General features: G+C 69.4%; 16 protein-coding genes and 1 pseudogene. 12 read left to right on the forward strand and 5 right to left on the reverse strand.

Annotated elements, in window-relative coordinates:
• Nucleotides 1–77 precede the first annotated feature (77 nt).
• The gene (locus GOALK_RS21320; protein ID WP_006360916.1) at nt 78–1,028 is read right to left on the reverse strand and encodes a M56 family metallopeptidase; all 951 of its coding nucleotides are present in this window, start codon (nt 1,026–1,028) and stop codon (nt 78–80) included.
• 47 nt (nt 1,029–1,075) lie between these two features.
• Nucleotides 1,076–1,474, reverse strand: coding sequence for a BlaI/MecI/CopY family transcriptional regulator (locus tag GOALK_RS21325; RefSeq protein ID WP_006360917.1), 399 nt, complete (start codon nt 1,472–1,474; stop codon nt 1,076–1,078).
• A gap of 320 nt (nt 1,475–1,794) precedes the next feature.
• Here GOALK_RS21325 and GOALK_RS21330 point away from each other — a divergent pair, with 320 nt between their 5' ends.
• The 7 genes from GOALK_RS21330 (at nt 1,795) to GOALK_RS21360 (ending at nt 7,015) form a co-directional block, all read left to right on the forward strand.
• On the forward strand, nt 1,795–2,217 hold the full coding sequence (locus GOALK_RS21330; protein WP_006360918.1) for a PaaI family thioesterase: 423 nt from the start codon (nt 1,795–1,797) through the stop codon (nt 2,215–2,217).
• Between the two features lie 185 nt (nt 2,218–2,402).
• Entirely contained in the window at nt 2,403–2,705 is a 303-nt protein-coding gene (locus tag GOALK_RS21335) for an urease subunit gamma (RefSeq protein ID WP_006360919.1), read from the forward strand.
• A gap of 45 nt (nt 2,706–2,750) precedes the next feature.
• Nucleotides 2,751–3,140: an urease subunit beta gene (locus GOALK_RS21340; protein WP_006360920.1), complete on the forward strand. Its 390-nt coding sequence runs from the start codon at nt 2,751–2,753 to the stop codon at nt 3,138–3,140.
• Nucleotide 3,141: 1 nt separating this feature from the next.
• A complete protein-coding gene (locus GOALK_RS21345) occupies nt 3,142–4,860 on the forward strand; it encodes an urease subunit alpha (protein WP_006360921.1) in 1,719 nt (572 codons plus the stop codon).
• Entirely contained in the window at nt 4,860–5,534 is a 675-nt protein-coding gene (locus GOALK_RS21350) for an urease accessory protein UreF (RefSeq protein ID WP_040004408.1), read from the forward strand. The genes GOALK_RS21345 and GOALK_RS21350 overlap by 1 nt, the downstream gene beginning before the upstream one ends.
• A gap of 48 nt (nt 5,535–5,582) precedes the next feature.
• The gene (gene ureG, locus GOALK_RS21355; RefSeq protein ID WP_006360923.1) at nt 5,583–6,269 is read left to right on the forward strand and encodes an urease accessory protein UreG; all 687 of its coding nucleotides are present in this window, start codon (nt 5,583–5,585) and stop codon (nt 6,267–6,269) included.
• Between the two features lie 2 nt (nt 6,270–6,271).
• Complete coding sequence (locus tag GOALK_RS21360; RefSeq protein ID WP_006360924.1) at nt 6,272–7,015, forward strand: urease accessory protein UreD; 744 nt, start codon at nt 6,272–6,274, stop codon at nt 7,013–7,015.
• A 36-nt stretch (nt 7,016–7,051) separates the two neighbouring features.
• On the opposite strand, the gene GOALK_RS21365 is transcribed toward GOALK_RS21360, so the two are convergent.
• A complete protein-coding gene (locus tag GOALK_RS21365; protein WP_006360925.1) occupies nt 7,052–8,575 on the reverse strand; it encodes an NAD(P)/FAD-dependent oxidoreductase in 1,524 nt (507 codons plus the stop codon).
• Between the two features lie 216 nt (nt 8,576–8,791).
• Complete coding sequence (locus GOALK_RS21370) at nt 8,792–9,400, reverse strand: GNAT family N-acetyltransferase (protein WP_006360926.1); 609 nt, start codon at nt 9,398–9,400, stop codon at nt 8,792–8,794.
• A gap of 167 nt (nt 9,401–9,567) precedes the next feature.
• Between GOALK_RS21370 and GOALK_RS21375 the strand changes: the two genes are divergently transcribed.
• From GOALK_RS21375 to recD, 5 genes and pseudogenes are all read left to right on the forward strand, one after another.
• Entirely contained in the window at nt 9,568–10,044 is a 477-nt protein-coding gene (locus GOALK_RS21375; RefSeq protein WP_006360927.1) for an acyl-CoA thioesterase, read from the forward strand.
• Between the two features lie 66 nt (nt 10,045–10,110).
• Nucleotides 10,111–13,034 (forward strand): annotated as a pseudogene (recC, locus tag GOALK_RS21380) (exodeoxyribonuclease V subunit gamma); the annotation flags it as partial.
• A gap of 105 nt (nt 13,035–13,139) precedes the next feature.
• Nucleotides 13,140–13,487 (forward strand): hypothetical protein, encoded by a 348-nt coding sequence (locus GOALK_RS24685; RefSeq protein WP_006360929.1) that lies wholly within the window; start codon nt 13,140–13,142, stop codon nt 13,485–13,487.
• A complete protein-coding gene (locus GOALK_RS21390) occupies nt 13,484–16,933 on the forward strand; it encodes a UvrD-helicase domain-containing protein (protein ID WP_006360930.1) in 3,450 nt (1,149 codons plus the stop codon). Before GOALK_RS24685 ends, GOALK_RS21390 begins: the two co-directional genes overlap by 4 nt.
• Nucleotides 16,930–18,804, forward strand: coding sequence for an exodeoxyribonuclease V subunit alpha (gene recD, locus GOALK_RS21395; RefSeq protein ID WP_006360931.1), 1,875 nt, complete (start codon nt 16,930–16,932; stop codon nt 18,802–18,804). Before GOALK_RS21390 ends, recD begins: the two co-directional genes overlap by 4 nt.
• Before the next feature lie 3 nt (nt 18,805–18,807).
• Here recD and GOALK_RS21400 read toward each other — a convergent pair whose 3' ends face one another.
• On the reverse strand, nt 18,808–19,563 hold the full coding sequence (locus GOALK_RS21400) for a PIG-L family deacetylase (RefSeq protein ID WP_006360932.1): 756 nt from the start codon (nt 19,561–19,563) through the stop codon (nt 18,808–18,810).
• Nucleotides 19,564–19,690: the final 127 nt, after the last annotated feature.

Raw genomic sequence — 19,690 nt, forward strand, 5'->3', positions numbered from 1 at the left:
CACGATCCGATCCGGCGATCTGCCTCACCATTCGGGCCGCGCGCGGAAGGTGTTCAACCGGTCGGGGGTTGGCGGACTCAGAAAGCCGACATCAGGCGGTTGAGCTCGGTGAGCCAGGGGATCGCGACCGCGAGGGTCGGCAGCACCAGGATGACAGCGGCAGTCGCGTAGGCGCCGACCGCGATCCAGTGGGCGGGGCGGTCGTCGCGCAGGCGGTGGACGCGGGTGAGCGTGGTCGGCCCGCCGACCGCCATCGCACCGCGGGGGGCCACCGCGTCGGCGCAGGCGACGAGCGCGCGGCCGAGGGTCGTCGGTGCGGTGGCTCGGACGGCCTGGTCGTCGGCGAGCGCTTCGACGAGCAGTTCGGCGGCGCCGAGAGCGGACCTGGAACGGACGAACCGCGGGAAGGCCTCGTGCAGCGCGATGAAGGCCTCGAGCACGAGGTCGTGTCGGGCCCGTAGATGTGCGCGTTCGTGGGCGATGACGGCGATGAGCTCGTCGCGCGTCAGTCGGTGGACGACACCCTCGCTGACGACGACGCGCTGGCGCAGACCGGGGAGGCAGTAGGCGAGCGGCTGCTCGACGTCGATCATGCGGACGTCGCGGGCGTAGAGGGGGTCATCGGCGTCGGTCCGGTCGCAGCGATCGAGGATGTCGATCAGCTGGCGGTGGGCCTTGCGACGGGCGCGGGTGCGCAGTCCGACGCGGATGGTCGTGTAGAAGAGGCGGGCGCCGACCAGCAGGGTGAGGATGAAGACGCCCACGCAGGTCAGCCACAGGGGGAGGCCGAGGCGGTCGATCTCGCGGAGCGGATGCGTCGTCGGCGTGCCGTCGGCCCCGATCACCAGGAGGTTGGCGGCGATCGCCAGGCCACAGCTGAACGCCGACAACACGGCGGCGAGTGCGATGGCCTGCCACAGCGTCATCGCCGCGCGTGGCGCTCGGATCGGCCACTGCGCCCGAGATAATGCCTCGGGTACGGGTCCGGCGAGCACCAGGCTGACGATGCCGAAGAGCAGGGCGGTCATCCGGTGGGCTTCCTCAGGGGTGGGCTGTTGGGGGTTGTGCCGCGAATCTAACCGGTGTCGCGGGTTCCTCGGGCGGCTTCGAGTTCATCGAGAGCGTGGCGGAGCGCCGCGGCTTCGTCGGCACCGACCCGTCCGACGAACGAGACGAGGGCTGCGTGCCGCGATCCGGGCGCGTCGGCCTCGCTGAGTGCGTCGACCATCAGACTCGCGACCAGGTCCTCGCGGGGGTGGGTGGGGACGTACTTGTGTGCGCGGTCGTCGCGGATCTGTGTCACCAGGTTCTTCTTCGCGAGACGCTGCAGAACGGTCATGACCGTCGTGTAGGCGAGGGATCGATCCTGGGACAGTTCGGCATGCACCTGCCGGACGGTCTTCGGTTCGGAGCCCGCCCACAACGTGTCCATCACCGCGCGCTCGAGGTCGCCTAGCCCATTCATCTTTCGCATTTTACTGCTGTGCCTTCCGTTGTGCGCCCTCGGCTCACGTCTTCATCTGGTTGTCGCGTCCGCGGAGGCGATTTCGCCTTTCACGTGGCCTTACGCCCGAGCCCTTGACACGTTGGTAAGGCTAGCCTACATTAAGTGTCACGTCGGACCGCGCGAGAGTCCTGAGGGCTGCAGAGACCCCCGGTTCACGTCACGGAGGGCCCCGCATCTCATCGAGGTGCGGGGCCTTCCGCTTTCACTGGACAGACAACGCCGGGGCCGGCATCGGTGTTCCCGGGTCGGTATCGCGAACGCCGGACGGCCGTGCCAATGTTGACGCCATGACTGCGAACAGTGCGGACGAGATCCTCCGGAACTCCTTCGGCAAGGGACTCGACGGCGTGCTCGGACTCGAGGTCGTCGAGGCGGGTCCGGATCGGATCGTCGCCACCATGGAGATCACCGAGAGTCACCATCAGCCGTTCGGGATCGTCCACGGCGGCGTCTACTGCGCGATCGGTGAGAGCGTGGCGAGCATGAGCGGATTCATCTGGCTGCAGGAGACCGGCATCGGCGGTCACGCGGTCGGCGTCAACAACAACACCGACTTCCTCAAGTCCGTCAGCGCCGGCACGGTCACCGCGACGTCGACGCCGATCCACCGCGGTCGGCGTCAGCAGCTGTGGGCCGTCGACATGGTTGATCAGGATGGCACGCTGCTCGCCAGGACCCAGGTGCGACTCCAGAACATCGAAGCCCGGTAACCGGTCGGAGCTCGTCTCGCGAATCCCGGTCCGAGCGGTCACGGTCTCACCGCCGGAGTACTGATCTCGCGATCACCGGCGAACCCGGTGGCCGTCGGCGAGCCGAGGCCTCCTCGGCGTGGCAGGATGTCTCCACTGCCATCAACGACGACCACCCGGTCGGCCATCTGCGAGGAGCGAACTCGGTGCGACTGTCGCCGCATGAACAAGAACGGCTGTTGATCTCGTATGCGGCCGAGCTCGCGCGACGGCGGCAGGCGCGCGGCCTGAAGCTCAATCACCCCGAGGCGGTCGCGCTCATCACCGATCATGTTCTGGAGGGGGCCCGCGACGGTAGGTCGGTGGCCGAGCTCATGACCTCCGGTCGTGAGGTGCTCGGACGCGACGACGTGATGGACGGCGTGCCCGAGATGCTGCACGACGTCCAGGTCGAGGCGACGTTCCCGGACGGCACCAAGCTGGTGACCGTCCACGACCCGATCGCCTGAACTCCGCTCCGCCAACCGATCTCCAGCTGTCGAAGAGAGGCCGAGATGTCGGCTACGCCACCCACTGCCACACGCTCCTCGCTCGTCCCGGGCGAGGTGATCCCCGCCGAGGGCACGATCGAGTTGAACGCCGGCGCGGACGTGGTCGAGTTGAGCGTCGTCAACTCCGGTGATCGCCCGGTGCAGGTCGGCAGCCACGTCCACTTCCCTCAGTCCAACGCCGCCCTCGACTTCGATCGCGCGCTCGCGCACGGACGGCGCCTCGACATCCCGGCCGGCACCGCCGTGCGGTTCGAGCCGGGGATCGAGATGACCGTGGGTCTCGTCCCGCTCGGGGGAACCCGTGAGGTGTACGGGATCTCGATGGATCCGCCGGGTGAATGCGGGCCGGTGGGCTCGCCGGCGCGCACGACCGACGCCGACGGGAGCAAGTGACATGGCGACACTCGGACGCGACCGCTACGCGCAGCTCTTCGGTCCGACGACCGGCGACCGGATCCGACTCGCCGACACCGATTTGCTCATCGAGGTCACCGACGACCTCTCGGGCGGACCCGGCCGTGCGGGCGAGGAGGCGGTCTTCGGCGGCGGCAAGGTGATCCGTGAGTCGATGGGCCAGAGCCGGGCGACCCGCGCCGACGGGGCGCCCGACACGATCATCACCGGCGTCGTCATTCTCGATCACTGGGGAATCATCAAGGCGGACCTGGGAATCCGCGGCGGACGCATCGTCGCGATGGGCAAGGCCGGCAACCCCGACACGATGGACGGCATCCACCCCGACCTCGTCATCGGACCGTCGACCGAGATCATCGCCGGCAACGGCAAGATCGTCACCGCCGGCGCCATCGACTGCCACGTGCACTTCATCTGCCCGCAGATCATGGACGAGGCACTCGGCAACGGCATCACGACGCTGATCGGCGGCGGTACCGGTCCGGCCGAGGGCAGCAAGGCGACCACCGTCACGCCGGGCGCCTGGCACCTCGCGTCGATCCTCGCCGCGACCGACCACTGGCCGATGAACATCGCCCTGCTGGGCAAGGGCAACACGGTCAGCGCCGCGGCCATGCACGAGCAGATCCGCGCGGGCGCTTCGGGTTTCAAGTTGCACGAGGACTGGGGGAGCACCCCCGCCGCGATCGACGCGTGCCTGCGGGTCGCCGACGAGACCGGGGTGCAGGTCGCACTCCACTCCGACACCCTGAACGAGGCGGGCTTCGTGGAGAGCACGCTCGGCGCGATCGCCGGCCGCAGCATCCACGCGTACCACACCGAAGGTGCCGGCGGCGGCCACGCGCCCGACATCATCACGGTCGCGGCATATCCCAATGTGCTTCCGTCGTCGACGAATCCGACGCGACCGCACACCGTGAACACCCTCGACGAACACCTCGACATGCTGATGGTGTGCCACCACCTCAACCCGACGGTGCCGGAGGACCTGGCCTTCGCGGAGAGCCGGATCCGGCCGTCGACCATCGCCGCCGAGGACCTGCTCCACGACCTCGGTGCGATCTCGATGATCGGCTCGGACTCGCAGGCGATGGGACGCATCGGCGAGGTGGTCCTGCGCACCTGGCAGACCGCACACGTCATGAAGCGCAAGCGCGGTGCGCTTCCTGGTGACGGTCGCGCCGACAACAACCGGGCCCGGCGGTACATCGCCAAGTACACGATCTGCCCGGCCGTCGCGCACGGCTTCGACGACGAGATCGGGTCAGTCGAGGTCGGCAAGCTGGCCGACCTGGTCCTCTGGGATCCGGCATTCTTCGGCGTCCGGCCCGATCTGGTGATCAAGGGCGGCGCGATCGCGTGGGCCGCGATGGGCGACGCGAACGCGTCGATCCCCACCCCGCAACCGGTCCTGCCTCGCCCGATGTTCGGTGCCGCACCGAAACTGGCGGCCGCGACATCGGTGAGTTTCGTCGCCCCCGGCGCGGACCCCGACCTCGCCGAACGGATCGGCGTCGATCGTCGTCTGGTCCCGGTCAAGAACACCCGAGGCGTCGGCAAGGCCGACATGGTGAACAACGACGCGTGCCCGACGATCGAGGTCGACCCCGACACGTTCACGGTGAAGGTCGACGGCGAGGTGTGGGATGCCGAACCGGTGTCCGAACTCCCGATGGCACAGCGGTATTTCCTGTTCTGATGTCCGACCGTCCGGAACCGCCGCCGTCCTCGCCCGCGCCCGCCCCGTTGGCGATGATGTTGTCGCTGGCGGACTCCCGGCTGCCGGTCGGCGGGCACGTGCACTCCGGTGGTGTCGAGCAGGCGATTGCCGACGGATTCATCCGTACGGCAGCCGATCTCGCCGACTTCCTGTACCGCCGCGTGACGACGAGCGGTCTCGTCGCGGCATCGGTCGCCGCCGCGGTCGCCGACGGCGTGATCGAAGTCGGCGCGGCGCAACGAGAGATGGACGCCCGCACCCCGTCGGCCGCGGCCCGGAAGGCCTCGCTCGCGCAGGGTCGCGGGATGGTCCGGCTCGCGCGCCGGATGTTCCCCGACCACGACTGGTCGGCGCATCGGCCGACGACACATCTGCCGGTGATCAGCGGATCGATCGGCGCGGCGTCGTCGCTGTCCGGATTCCACACCGCACTGGTCCTCGTGTACACGACGATGAGCGGGTCGGCGACCGCCGGCCAGCGCCTGCTCGCCCTGGACCCGGCGGATGTGTCGATCATGATCGCCGATCTCGGCGCCGAATGTGAACGCGTCGCGGCCGAGGCGGCGGTGGGCCTCGCCGATACGTCGGACCCGGTCCTCGACATCTTCGCCGAACGTCATGAGCGGCAACCGATGCCGCTCTTCATGTCCTGAACTACCCGCAGGTACCTGACTTGTGGGTCCGACCAAGAGGAGTCAACGATGCCCCCGCATCTCATCGACGGGCAGCCCCACAGCCACGACCACGACCGGCCCCGCCGGAAGCGTGAACCCGGTGAGGCGCTGCGCATCGGCGTCGGCGGTCCCGTCGGGTCCGGCAAGACCGCCCTCGTCGCGGCACTCTGCCGCCAGCTGCGCGACGAGCTGTCGGTGGCCGTGCTGACCAACGACATCTACACCACCGAGGATGCGGACTTCCTCCGCCGCAACGCGGTTCTGCCCGACGAGCGGATCACCGCCGTGCAGACCGGCGGATGCCCGCACACCGCGATCCGCGACGACATCACCGCGAACCTCGATGCCATCGACGACCTCGTCGAGGCGAACCCGCCGCTCGACCTCATTCTGGTCGAGTCCGGTGGTGACAACCTCACCGCGACGTTCTCGACGGGCCTCATCGACGTCCAGATCTTCGTGATCGACGTGGCCGGCGGCGACAAGGTCCCGCGCAAGGGCGGTCCGGGCGTCACCTTCTCGGATCTGCTGGTGATCAACAAGACCGATCTCGCCGAGCGCGTCAACGCCGACCTCGGGGTCATGCGTCGCGATGCCGACAAGGTTCGCGAGGGGCGTCCGACGGCGATGATCTCGCTGACCGACGATCCGGCGGCGACCGATGTGCTGGCCTGGGTGCGCGAGCAGCTCGCCGCGCCCGTGACGGCCAGGTAGCGATGCGCACCGACGTCGAGATCGTTGCGACCGCCGACCGCGGTGTGCGGCACCGCGCGACGGGTGGTCTCGCCGTCCGGGTGACCTCACCCGGCCACGCCCAGCTGATCGGCACCGCGGCCACACCGCTGGGTGGTGACGAGATCGTGGTCCGCATTCGCGTGGAGCCCGGAGCGCATCTGAGCGTCGGCAGTGTCGCCGCCACGATCGCCCTGCCCGCACGAGACCGCCTGGACTCCCGGGTGAGATGGGAGATCGAGGTGGGTGCGGGTGGCCGCCTGCGCCTCGATCCGCAACCGACGGTGGTCGCCGGCGGCGCGATCCACACCTCGGACATCGTCGCCGCCCTCGATCCGTCCGCGGTCCTCGATCTGTACGAACACGTCCAGATCGGCCGATCCGTGCAGATAGACGGGGCGACCACCACGGATCTCGACCGGATCGAGCGCGACCGCACCGGCGCCTGGACCGGAGGTCTACGGGTGGCGGTCGGCGGAGAGGTGTGGCTGGCACATCGCGTGGCGCTGGGCGCGTCGACACCGGCCGCCGCGATCGGCCATCGTGCGATGAGCAGTGTCTTCCGCTATCCGGACGATCGCGCCGAGGACGTGCACCCGAGCGAGTTCGCGGCCCGCCTACGGCTGGTCGGCGAAGCGACCCTCACCAGTGCGCTCGGCTCGTCGGTGACGGCCACTCGCCGCCTCACCGATGCCCTCGACGCAACAGCGCTGGTCCCCAGCGGATAGGGAACCAGCGCTGTTGCGGGTCTGCCGGTCTTGGCGTCAGCTGGCCGCTTCGGACTGCTTGCCCACAGCGTCCTTGCCTTCTGTCGGTACCGATCCCGAGGCGTCGGTGGCCTTCGAGTCGACCGTTCCGGAGTCGGTCTCGGCGGCCTCGGCATCGGGTCCGCTGCCGTTGCCTTCTGCGGCCTGCTTCTCCAGCGCCGACAACTGTCCGATCGCGGTGCGCGCGTACACCTGCTGTTCGGTGACGGCGAGCTGTGAACGGCCTCGGGTGGTGAAGGCGAAGAACCAGTTGATCAGTGTGTTCAGTCGGTTGCGGAACCCGACGAGGTACACGAGGTGCAGCGCGAGCCAGCCGAGCCACGCGAAGTAGCCCTCGGTCTCGAAGGGCTTCTTGAAGCCCGGGACCGGAACCTGCATCACCGCGGAGTACCGCGAGATGGTGGCCATCGAACCCTTGTCCCAGTAGCTGAACGGCTTGCGCTGGTCCGGCGTCTGGCCCTTCAGCTCGGCCTTGATCGCGTCCGCGGCGTAGCGGCCGCCCTGGATGGCGCCCTGGGCGACACCGGGCACGCCGTCGACGGCCATCATGTCGCCGACGACGAAGACCTCGGGGTGACCCGGGATCGTCAGATCCGGTCCGACCTTCACGCGGCCGGCGCGGTCGAGTTCGACGCCGGACTGTTCGGCGAGCTGCTGGCCGAGCGGGCTGGCCTGCACACCGGCCGACCACACCTTGCACTGCGACTCGATGCGACGGGTGGTGCCGTCCTTCTCCTTGACGACCAGGCCGTCGTAGTCGACGTCGACGACCATCGCGTTGAGCTGGATCTCCACGCCCATCTTCTCCAGACGGGCTGCGGCCTTGCCGCCGAGCTTCGGCCCGAACGGCGGCAGCACTGCCGGGGCGGCGTCGAGGAGGATGACCCGCGCCTCGGTCGGATCGATGTTGCGGAACGCGCCCTTGAGGGTCTTGTCGCTCATCTCGGCGATCTGGCCGGCGAGCTCGACACCGGTCGGTCCCGCACCGACGACCACGAAGGTGAGCAGCTTGGCGCGCTCGGCGGGGTCGTGGGACAGCTCGGCCTGCTCGAAGGCGCCGAGGATACGGCCGCGCAGTTCGAGGGCGTGGTCGATGGTCTTCATACCCGGCGCGTACTCGGCGAAGTGGTCGTTGCCGAAGTACGACTGATCGGCGCCGGCCGCGACGATCAGGTCGTCGTACGGCGTGACCGTGATGCGCTCGAGGAGTCGCGAGGAGACCGTCTTGGCCTCGAGGTCGATGTCGAAGACGTCGCCCATGAGTACCGAGGTGTTCTTCTGCTTGCGCAGGACGACGCGGGTCGCCGGGGCGATCTCACCCTCGGCGACGATGCCCGTCGCAACCTGGTAGAGCATCGGCTGGAAGAGATGGTGGGTGGTCTTGGCGATCAGCGTCACGTCGACGTCGGCCTTCGCCAGACGCTGGGCGGCGAACAATCCGCCGAAGCCGGAGCCGATGATGACCACTTTCCTGCGGTCGGTGGCCGCTACAGCGGGGGCCTGGACGGCGGGGCTGCTCATCTCCAGACATCTCCTTCTCGCTCGATGGGGGACGGTTTGTGCTTCGGTACCGTGTGGATTCGTGTCGTGACGTGGCCGAACCACGTGACGGGGATCGAGGCAAAACCGTACTTGCCCACAACGGTAGTCAATGATGCGCGACCGGGCGCGACCAGGACGGCGTGGCGCGACGCCCTGAGCGCGGTCACGGCCGTGCGGACGGTGTCGCCACAGGGGTCAGGCTGTCAGATCGCTGGCCGATGACCAGCGCAGAGATCGTCGCTGCCACTCGGTCTTGAGGATCTGGTACTCGACCTCGTACCGGTCGGGACCGAGATGGAGCGGATGCGTGGGCATGCCTGCTCCAACGGTTTCCTCGCCCACGTGGATTCCCGACAGCGTCATGCCGAGTTTCTCCATGACGCGCCGCGAGGGCATGTTGCCCGCGACGGTGCCGGCGAAGACGCGTTCGGTGTCGAGATGGTCGAAGGCGAATGCCATCAGGGCGAATGCGGCCTCGGTGGCCAGGCCGCGTCCCCAGACCGTCCGGCGGATGCGGTAGCTGAGTTCGAGTTCGGGGCGTCGGCTGTGACGCGGAGTACGCAGCGACGCCCAGCCGAGGAATGCGTCGGTGGCGGGATCGCAGAGCACCCAGGTGCCGGTCCCGTACATCCGGCGCTCGGACTCGGCCCGGGGCACCACCCAGTCCTCGATGACCGCCCGGGGGGTCGGGGTGCCGCCGCTGACGAAACGCATGACCTCGGGATCGCTGTCGAGGTGGACGAGGTCGTCGATGTCCATCGCAGACACCGGGCGCAGACGTGCCCGTGCCGTGTCGATGTTCACCCGAGGCCCCTCACTGCCCGACTTGAGCCCGCGAATCGCGCGGACGCACCGTGGCGGAGACGCGGGCGGCGACTGCCTGCCTGCGCATCTCTGCCGTTTCCCCGGAGGCGAGTCTACGGTCTCGACACGGTCGGTACCGCAGTACGCAGCGGGCGTGTCCCGCCGTTATGGTTGCTGCCGTGGCCTCTGAACGATCTGCACCGGACTATGTCCTCGAGATCCCCGTCCATCTCCGATGGGGCGACATGGACATCAACAATCACATCAACAACGTGCAGATCTCCCGCCTCTTCGAGGAGGCGCGTGTGCGTTCCTTCCACGAGTGGATTCCCGACGGGCCGCGGAACTTCTCCTTCCTCGTGGCACGCCAGGACATCGAGTTCTCCGCACCCGTCCACTACTCGACCCACCCCGTGACCGTGCGTTCGTGCATCGGGCGGGTCGGTCGATCGTCGTTCACGATGGCGCTGCGCCTGTTCGACAAGGAGGGCGTCCTCTGCGCGACGGCGGAGACGACGCTGGTGGTCGTCGACCCGGCGGTGGGCCGGCCGACGCCGATTCCGGATCAGCTGCGGGAGGTCCTCCTCAACAGCCTGGGCGAACCGGTGAAGTTCCATTCGGCACGCGCGAACACCGCCGGCTGACCGAGCCTGGTGCTGATCCTTCATCGCGCCGAGCGCACCGACACCCTGGCCGACACGTTGGCCGAGGTGCTGGCCACGCCGCTCGACGATCCGATGCGTACCGAGATCATCTCGGTACCGGCGGCCGGTGTCGAACGCTGGCTCGCCCAGCACCTCGCCCGCCGGCTCGGTTCCGGTCCCGAGCTGTCCGACGGCATCGCGGCCAACATCGATTTCACCGGTCCGGGACGGCTGTCGGACGCGATCTCGGCGGCGGTCCTCACCGGTGACCGCTTCGCGACCGACACCCCGTTGTCGACCGGGAATCCCTGGCGCGCTGCGGAATTGACCTGGCCGGTGCTCCGAGTCCTCGATGAACGGATCGATGACCCCGAGCTGACGGTGATCGCCCGTCACGTCGGTGCGGGCGACGACGCGTCACCCCGGATCGGCCGCCGTTACGCGACCGCGCGACATCTGGCCGAGCTCTTCGAGCGATACGGACGATCCCGTCCGTCGATGATCGCCGGCTGGGCGGCGGGCGACGATCTCGACGGGGCGGGTGGGCCGCTGCGGGACGACCTGGCCTGGCAGGCGGGGTTCTGGCGTGCGGTGCGAGCCGAGATCGGACAGCCCCATCCGGCCGAGGTCCTGGGCGAGGTGTGTGACCGTCTACGGTCCGACCCCGGGGTCGCCGACCTTCCCGACCGCTTCTCGGTGTTCGGCCCCACGCGGATCACCGAGTCGTTCCGGAACATCATCTCCGCGGTGAGCGTGCACCACGACGTCCATCTGTTCGTCCCGCACGCGAGTCCCCGTCTGTGGGAAGAACTCCGAGCCGCCGCCGGGGGAGAGTCCGCCGGGGGAGCGGTCGGCGTGAGCGTCCCGCCGCGCCGGCGCGAACGTCCGGTTCCCGAACTCCGGAACCCGTTGCTGGCCGGGCTGTCCCGCGACCTCCAGGAACTCCAGCTGCGGCTGGGCGACGTCGTCGACCGCGACGTCCGTCATCAGCCGAGCACGCCGCTGCCCGACACGTTGCTCGGTGCTCTCCAGTCGGGTATCCGCGACGACGCCGACCCCGGCGCGGCACCGTCTGCCGAACTCACCGACGACGGGTCGGTCGAGGTCCACGCGTGCCACGGTCCCGAACGGCAGATCGAGGTGCTGCGCGACCGGTTGCTGCACCTCTTCGCCGACGACCCGACCCTCGAACCCCGCGACGTCCTGATCATGTGCCCCGACGTCGAGACCTTCGCGCCGTTGATCCGGGGTGCCTTCGGACAGGCCGGGTTGCCGCACCCCGCCTTCGATCTCCGGGTTCGCCTCGCCGATCGCGGTGTGCGTCACGTGAACCCGGTCATCGACACCGTCGTCGGCGTGGTCGAACTCGCGGCCGGCCGGGTCACCGCGGGCGACGTCCTCGATCTGCTCGGGACCGAACCCGTCCGGACGCGGTTCGCGATGACCGACGACGACCTGGACCTGGTCCGGGAATGGTTGGGCCACAGCAATGTCCGCTGGGGACTCGGCACGGCCGAACGTGCCCGGTTCGGTCTCGAACGTTTCCGCCAGGGCACCTTCGACGCCGGTCTCGACCGCATCGCGCTCGGGGTGGTCGCCGAGGAGACCGACGACGAATGGCTCGGCACCGCACTACCTCTCGCGGGTGTGGAGAGCACCGGTATCGACCTGGTCGGCCGGCTCGACGAGTTCCTCGATCGCCTCGGGCGCGTACTCGCGGAGCTGACCACGACCGCACCCGCTCATCGGTGGGCCGAGACGCTCGTCGAGGCGGTCGGGTCGCTCACCGCGACCGCACCCGCCGACGACTGGCAACGCGCACAGGCCATCCGGATGCTCGAGGACGCTTTCGGCACCACCGAGGAGGTACTTCGTCTCGCCGACGTGCGCGACCTGCTGTCCGCCCTGATCGCGGGACGTCCCACCCGGTCGAACTTCCGGACCGGTGAGCTCACCGTGTGCACGATGGTCCCGATGCGTTCGGTGCCCCACCGCGTCATCGTGCTGCTCGGTATCGATGCCGAGGTGTTCCCGCGCGTACAGCGCATCGACGGGGACGACGTGCTCGGCGTCGATCCGCTCGTAGGGGAACGTAATCCGCGGGACGAGGACCGGCAATGCTTCCTCGACGCGATCGGCGCGGCGCGGGACAATCTGCTCGTCTTCTACAGCGGTGCCGACCCCGTGTCGGGCCGGCACATCCCACCCGCCGTGGTGGTCAGCGAACTGATCGACATCCTCGACGGTCTCACCGGCCCGGACCGGCCGACGATCGTGCGGCGACATTCCCTGCACGGCTTCGACGCCCGCAACTTCATCGACGGCGGCGTCCCCGGCATCGCCGGACCGTTCAGCCACGACGCGTCATTGCTCGCGGGGGCCAAGGCCCTGCGCGGACCGGCCGACCCGGTCGTTCCCGCCGCCCGGGAGGCCCTCCCCGCGCCCGAACCGACGCCCGAGCTCGCCGACATCGACCTCGCGTCGCTCATCGACTTCCACGTCGACCCGATCACCGCTTTCGTCCGCCAACGGCTGGGCGCCCGGATTCCCGACGACGAGACACCGCACGACGACCAGCTCGACGTCGAGCTCGACCCGCTCGACAAGTGGGGGATCGGCGACCGTTTCCTCACCCGGATGCTGTCGGGTGTGCCCCTCGGCGACTGTGAGGCCGCCGAACTCCGTCGGGGCACGTTGCCGCCCTTCGCCTTCGGCACCCGCGAACTGCAGGCCATCTCGCGTGCGGTCACCCGGCTGCACGGCGTCGTCGCACCGCTGCGTCCGGGATCGCCGGAGACCCTCGACATCCTCGTCACACTGCCGGACGGGCGACGCGTGCACGGTACGGTCGGCGACGTCTTCACCGGCGACGGACAGGCCCGCCTCGTCCGCGCCACGTACTCGCGCCTCAAGGCCAAACAGCAGCTGAGCGCCTGGATCACGTTGCTCGCCGTCGCGGCGGCCGCGACCCAGGGCAATGCCGGCGCGGCACGGGTCGGTTCCGCGGTGTCGGTCGGTCGCGCAGCCCGAGGGGCGGGACCACCACGCTCACGCTCCGGCGCCCGGAGGATCCGGTACCGCTGCTCGATCAGCTCGTGAGGCTGCGGGACGAGGGTCTGCGCCGCCCGCTGCCGCTGCCGCTGGAACCGGCGTTCACCTTCGTCGACAACGACGGGCCCGGTCGACGGAGCCACTGGGCACTGAACAGTGCGCGCAAGGTCTTCGACGACACCTTCGGTCCTCGCCACGACCGGTACCTCAAGCTCGCCTTCGGCGGCGATGTCCTGGCCGACGTCGAGTTCGACGTCCTGCTCGAGGAGCCGGCACCGGCCGACCGCGTCCTCGGCGGGGTGGAACTCGCTCTGGCAGAGGACGAACCGCTGTTCACCGGGCTGGCCCGCGCGGTCTGGGTTCCCGTCGGCCAACACCGGGAGGGCACATGAGACGCCCGGAACCCTTCGACATCACCGCCGGACTGCCGGAGCACACGACGGTTCTGGAGGCGAGTGCCGGGACGGGGAAGACCTATGCGATCGTCGGGCTCGCGGCCCGGTATCTCGCCGACGGCGTACCGATCTCGGAGATGCTGCTCGTCACCTTCAGCCGGGCGGCGACCGCCGAACTCCGGGAACGGATGCGCGCCCGTGTGCGTGAACTGCTCGACGTCCTCGCCGATCCCGCCGAGGTCCTGTCCGGGCCCGCGCAGGCCGACGACGACGCACTGCTGCGACAGCTGGCGAGCGGCACACCGGAGGAGGTCCGCACGCGCCGCGGGAACCTCGCCCGCGCACTGAGCGACTTCGACGCCTCGACGATCGCCACCACGCACACGTTCTGCAACCGGATGCTGGAGGCACTGGGCTTCCTCGGCGAACGAGAGCTCGTCCACTCCATCGTCGAAGAAGTCGATGAACTCACCGAGGAGGTCGCGCTCGACCTCTACCTGCGCGGCTTCTGGGCCAGTGACTCACCGGAGTTCAGCTTCGCCGAGGCACGGGAGATCGCGCGCGACGCCGTCCGCCAGGCGTCGGTGGCACTCGCCCCGGACGAGCGCGCACTCGCCGACGGGCCGGCCGCGGACCATGTCGCCGCGCGCCGGGTGAGCTTCGCCAAGGCGGTCCGGCAGCACGTCGAGACCCGCAAGCGGGATGCCCGCGTGCGCACGTACGACGACCTCCAGGCGATCCTGCACCGGATCGTCAACGACGACGTGGTCGGCGACCGTGCGTGCCAACGGATTCGCGACACCTTCTCCGTGGTGCTCGTCGACGAGTTCCAGGACACCGATCCGCTGCAGTGGGACATCCTCCGCCGCTGTTTCCACGGCCATCGTCGGATGATCCTCGTCGGCGACCCGAAGCAGTCGATCTACGGATTCCGTGGTGCCGAGGTGCTCAGCTACCTCGCCGCGGTGTCGTCCGCCGACACGCTGAAAGCGCTCGACGTCAACCGCCGCTCTGACGGTGCACTCGTGGGAGCCCTTCAGCACCTGTACGGCGAAGCGACACTAGGGCATCCGGACATCGTGGCGCGCCCGGTCCAGGCCGCCTTCGCCGGCAGCCGGCTCGAAGGCCGTCCACCGTTCCGACTCCGGGCGTTCCTGCGCCGGGATTTCGGCGCCCTCAACTCGTTCAACCTCCCGGGCGTCAAGGAGGTGCGGTCACGCATCGCCGCCGACGTCGCCGACGACATCGCCAACGTCCTGGCCGTGGGCGACCATATCGACCTGAACGGTGTGTCCCGGCCGGTCGACCCCGGCGACATCGCGGTCCTCGTGCGCCTCAACAGCACCATCGAACCGCTGCAGCGGGAGCTCGCCGAACGCGGCATCAACTCGGTGATCGGGTCGGGTGTCAACGTCTTCTCGACATCGGCTGCCCAGCAATGGCTGTGGGTGCTGCGTGCCGTCGAACAACCGTCCCGTCCGGACCGGGTGCGCATGGCCGCCCTGACCGCCCTCTTCGGGTGGTCCACCGCACGGGTGGCGACCGCCGCCGAGCCGGAGGTCGCCTCGCTCGGTGCCGAACTGTCCATGCTCGCCCGGGTTTTCGCGCAGGGCGGATTCGCCGCGATGGCCCAGCGCCTGTTCGACGCGCACGAAGTGGCGGCGCGCGTTCTCACGGTCGAGAACGGCGAACGCACCCTCACCGACCTCATCCAGGTGTCGGCGCTGTGCAACAAACACGTCGTCGAGACCGGTGAAGGGCTGAGCGCACTCGTCGAGTGGCTGACCGAACGGATCACCGACACCTCGTCGCGGCAACGTTACGAGGACCAGAGCCGACGCCTCGACCGCGACACCCAGGCCGTCCAGATCATGACCGTCCACGCGAGCAAGGGGTTGCAGTTCCCGATCGTCTACGTGCCCTACGGGTGGGACGGCACCTGGGTCAACGACCGCGGCAACATCACCTACCACGACGAATCGGGAACCCGTCGGCTCGACGTGGGCGGCCAGCAGGCACCGGACCGGGCCGCGCGACGCCGTCGCTACGCCGACGAGGTCGCGGGCGAGGATCTGCGTCTGCTCTACGTCGCGCTCACCCGCGCCCAGTCACAGGTCGTGGCCTGGTGGGCGCCATCGCGGAACACCACGACCGGACCGCTGCATCGGTTGATCTTCGGTCGCGAGAACGCCATTCGGTCCTCGACGGGGGACCCGGAATGGACGGTCGCCGGAGAGGTGCCGATCCCCGAGGCCGATGCCGACTGTGTGGGCATCATGCGCACCCTCGCCGAGCGGGACCCGTCGATCTCCGTCGAACCGGCCGGCCGACTCGACACGGACACCGTGCCTCCGGCCGCAGGCGACGGAGACAACCCCGCCGCCCTGGACATCGCGCACTTCGACCGTCGGATCGACCAGGACTGGCGTCGCACCTCGTACTCGGCCCTCACCGCCGATGTCGCCCACGGGGCGCACGGTTCACCCGGTGGGCCGTCGACCTCGGTCGTCGAGACCGGCAGCGAACCCGACGACGAGGTGACCGACATCCTCGACGACGAACCCGTCGCACTTCCCGGCGACGTCGCCGAGGATGTTGAAACCGATTCGGCCACAATGCGTCACGGGATGCCATCGCTGATGAACGGTCTGCCGTTCGGTGCGGCCTTCGGAACCCTCGTCCACGAGGTTCTCGAATACGTCGACACCTCGGCGCCCGAGATCGACGCCCATGTCCGCGAGCTCTGTTCGCGAGCACTCGGCGCGCTCGCCGGCGACATCGACCCCGACCGGCTCGTCGCCGCCCTGATCGGTGTGCTCACCACGCCCCTCGGTTTCGGGAATCTCTGGAGCATCGACCCTCGTGATCGCCTGGCCGAACTCGATTTCGAACTGCCGCTCGGCCCTGCGGGCGAGGCGGCATCCGACGGCGGCACGACCCTGGACCGTCTCGCCGACCTGATGGAAGAGCATCTGCCGGAGTCGGACCCGTTGCGCGCTTACGCCGACCACCTGCGTGCGGTGCCGGGCCGCCGCCTCCGCGGATTCCTCACCGGCAGTATCGACTCGGTGCTGAGGATCCCCGACGGCCGCTACGTGATCGTCGACTACAAGACCAACCGCATCCGACCGGGTGACCTGGTGGTGGAGGACTTCGACGCCGAGGCCATGGCGGGCGAGATGATCGCTGCCCACTATCCGCTCCAGGCCATGCTGTATTCGGTTGCGCTGCATCGGTATCTGCGCTGGCGGGTGCCGGACTACGAGCCGGCCCGGCATCTCGGACCGGTGCAGTACCACTTCGTGCGCGGCATGGCCGGGCCCGACACCCCGCCCGGCTGCGGTGTCTTCGAGTGGATGCTGCCCGCCGGGCTCGTCGTCGACCTGTCCGACGCACTGGCCGGTGCGGAGTCGAGCGCCGGTACCGGAGGGAAGATCCGATGAGCACACCCGATGTCCAGCGTGTCGACTCGGCGACGGGCACGCTCGCCGACTGGAACGCCGCGGGCCTTCTCGCCGCTGCGGATCTGCACATCACCGACCGCTTGGTCCGGATGTGTGGCGAATCCGTGTCCGACGACGCCCGTCTCGGTGCGGCTCTCGCCGTTCGCGCCGTCCGCCTCGGCTCCACCTGCCTCGCCCTCGACCGGATCGGGGAGCTGGCGGCGGGGGAGGACACCGCGGAGATCGAGATGCCCTCGCCCGGCGACCTTCTCGACGCGTTGGCGGCGAGTCCGCTCGTCGCCGGGAGCGACGCCGGACCGTTGTGCCCGCTGGTGGTTCGCGACTCGGTCGACGGCCCGCTCGTCTACCTGCAGAAGTACTTCCGGCAGGAACAGACGATTCGGGAGATCCTCGACCGGCGGTCTCGGACCGCACCCTCCGTGGACACGGCGGCACTCCGCGAGGCCATCGCGGCGGTCTACTCCTCGCCCGACGACGGCGCCCTCCAGAAGCTTGCCGCCGCGGTCGCGGCGACCCGCTGGACGACGGTCCTCGCCGGTGGTCCGGGAACGGGCAAGACCTACACCGTCGCCCGTATCCTCGCCGTCCTCGACCGTCTCCAGGGACCCGGCCTCCGCATCGGACTCTGCGCACCCACCGGGCGAGCCGCTGCACAGCTCCAGGCCTCCGTCGAGGCCGAATCCACCCTCCCGGTCACCGCCCACGCGGTCACCCTGCACTCTCTGCTCGGCTGGCGCCCCGGTTCGAATCCCCGGTACGGACGCGGGCGCACCCTGCCGCACGACGTCATCGTCGTCGACGAGACGTCGATGCTGTCGATGACGGCCATGAGCCGGCTGCTCGACGCGGTTCGTCCCGACGCACGGGTCGTGTTCGTCGGCGATCCGCACCAGTTGGCCTCGGTGGAGGCGGGCGCCGTACTGGCCGATCTCGTCGAACGAACCGACGTCCCGGCAACCGCCGAAACAGACGGGTCGCCGACGACACCGACGCAGGCGTTCGACGCCGTGGGCCTCGATCCCGCCGCCGAGGATCTCGATCCCGACGACGTGGCACGCATGGCCGACGGCGTCATCACCCTCCGGCGGCAGTTCCGGTTCGGTGGCGGCATCTCGCAGGTCGCGGCCGCCGTCAACGCCGGCGATCCCGATGCGGTCCTGGAACTGGTCACCTCACCGGAGATCGGCGACGTCGAACTGGTCGCCCCCGACGACCTCGACGGGGTGGCCGGCGACATCCTGTCGTGGGGCCGTGGCCTGCGCACCGCGGCTCGCCGGGGCGACGCGGCGGGAGCCCTGGACGCCCTCGACTCTCACCGGGTCCTGTGTGCGCACCGCGAGGGCTCGTGGGGCGTTCGCGGATGGACGACGCGGATCACCGACTGGCTGGGCACAACCGAGGCCGAACACATGGGTTGGTATGTGGGACAACCCATCCTGGTGACGGCGAACGATCGCCAGACCTCGACCTTCAACGGTGACACCGGTGTCGTCATCGCCGGCCCGGACACGGAGCCGCAGCGCGCGAATCGTCCCGACTCGTCGGATGCGGTCCGGGTGGCGTTCCGGCGCGGCGGTGAGGTCCGGTTGCTTCACCCGACCCAGCTCGCCGACGTGGTGTCGGTCCACGCGATGACGATCCACCGCAGTCAGGGCAGCCAGTTCGATCAGGTGACCGTCGTCCTGCCGCCGGCCGGCTCGGAACTGCTGACCCGCGAGCTCCTCTACACCGCGATCACCCGCGCGCGGAGCCGGGTGCGCATCGTCGGCACCGCCGACGTGCTCACCGCGGCCGTCAACCGACGCGTGCAGCGGGCCAGCGGGTTGCGGTCGACGCTCAGCGCGATCTGACCCTCAGATCAGCTCACACCCACCCGGCACCAGGTCGCGGCGCTGGTAGCACTCGACGCTCAGCAGCTTGTGCTGGACGTCGTCGGGCAACGACAGGAATCCGGCGATCGCGCGGCTGCGGTCGACCTCCGACCGGTGTGCGGTGACCCCCGCCTTCTTCCGTGCCGCCAGATCCGACACGTCGACGGTCACGTCGATCTCGGAATCCGGTGTGCCGGGCAGCTGATCGCGGGGGATCTCGGGAAAGAGGCTGGGGGCGAGCAGGTCCATCATCCACTCGGGGATCGTCGCGAAGTACAGCGAGCGGACCCGCCAGGCGGGCCCGGCCCGGTGGTAGAGCTTCGTCGAGGCCGCGGCGTCGGCGGCGGCGCACGCCAGCCGGTGGGCGTGAACGTGGTCGGGGTGACCGTAGATGCCGAGGGCGTCGTAGGTGACGACGATGTCCGGCTGGAGCTCGCGGATGTGGGCGGTCAACGCCCGGACCTGTTCGTCGAAGGACGCCGCGCACAGCCGGGGGGCGTCCGGTGCCGATTCGGGCCGCCGGTCGTCGGCGTAGCCGAGCATGATCGGTGGGCGGGGCATGCCGAGGATGCCGACGGCGTCGGTCAGCTCCCGGTGCCGGACCGTGCCCTCGGCCCAGGTGCACATGACCAGGTCGGCCTCGCCGCCGGCGTCGACGTGACGGGCGGTGAGTCCGCCGGTCCACAGCGACTCGTCGTCGGGGTGTGCATGCACCAGCAGCAGTCGAGGCGTACCCATCCACCTGGCTTCCTGATCGTTCCCCGCGGACGGCGCTCACTCGGGCACCATCCGCAACCGGGGTAGTCGGTCCCCGACCCAGGGTAGCCACACCGGCGCTCGGTAAAGTCGGTGTCCGTCACGACGT

The organism is Gordonia alkanivorans NBRC 16433, assembly GCF_000225505.1.
Lineage (GTDB): Bacteria > Actinomycetota > Actinomycetes > Mycobacteriales > Mycobacteriaceae > Gordonia > Gordonia alkanivorans.

Excerpts from the sequence above, each read along its gene's own strand:
- GOALK_RS21320 (WP_006360916.1), bottom strand. The coding sequence starts at position 1,028 with ATGACCGCCCTGCTCTTCGGCATCGTCAGCCTGGTGCTCGCCGGACCC.
- GOALK_RS21325 (WP_006360917.1), bottom strand. The coding sequence starts at position 1,474 with ATGCGAAAGATGAATGGGCTAGGCGACCTCGAGCGCGCGGTGATGGAC.
- GOALK_RS21330 (WP_006360918.1), top strand. The coding sequence starts at position 1,795 with ATGACTGCGAACAGTGCGGACGAGATCCTCCGGAACTCCTTCGGCAAG.
- GOALK_RS21340 (WP_006360920.1), top strand. The coding sequence starts at position 2,751 with ATGTCGGCTACGCCACCCACTGCCACACGCTCCTCGCTCGTCCCGGGC.
- GOALK_RS21345 (WP_006360921.1), top strand. The coding sequence starts at position 3,142 with ATGGCGACACTCGGACGCGACCGCTACGCGCAGCTCTTCGGTCCGACG.
- GOALK_RS21350 (WP_040004408.1), top strand. The coding sequence starts at position 4,860 with ATGTCCGACCGTCCGGAACCGCCGCCGTCCTCGCCCGCGCCCGCCCCG.
- ureG (WP_006360923.1), top strand. The coding sequence starts at position 5,583 with ATGCCCCCGCATCTCATCGACGGGCAGCCCCACAGCCACGACCACGAC.
- GOALK_RS21360 (WP_006360924.1), top strand. The coding sequence starts at position 6,272 with ATGCGCACCGACGTCGAGATCGTTGCGACCGCCGACCGCGGTGTGCGG.
- GOALK_RS21365 (WP_006360925.1), bottom strand. The coding sequence starts at position 8,575 with ATGAGCAGCCCCGCCGTCCAGGCCCCCGCTGTAGCGGCCACCGACCGC.
- GOALK_RS21375 (WP_006360927.1), top strand. The coding sequence starts at position 9,568 with ATGGTTGCTGCCGTGGCCTCTGAACGATCTGCACCGGACTATGTCCTC.
- GOALK_RS21390 (WP_006360930.1), top strand. The coding sequence starts at position 13,484 with ATGAGACGCCCGGAACCCTTCGACATCACCGCCGGACTGCCGGAGCAC.
- recD (WP_006360931.1), top strand. The coding sequence starts at position 16,930 with ATGAGCACACCCGATGTCCAGCGTGTCGACTCGGCGACGGGCACGCTC.
- GOALK_RS21400 (WP_006360932.1), bottom strand. The coding sequence starts at position 19,563 with ATGGGTACGCCTCGACTGCTGCTGGTGCATGCACACCCCGACGACGAG.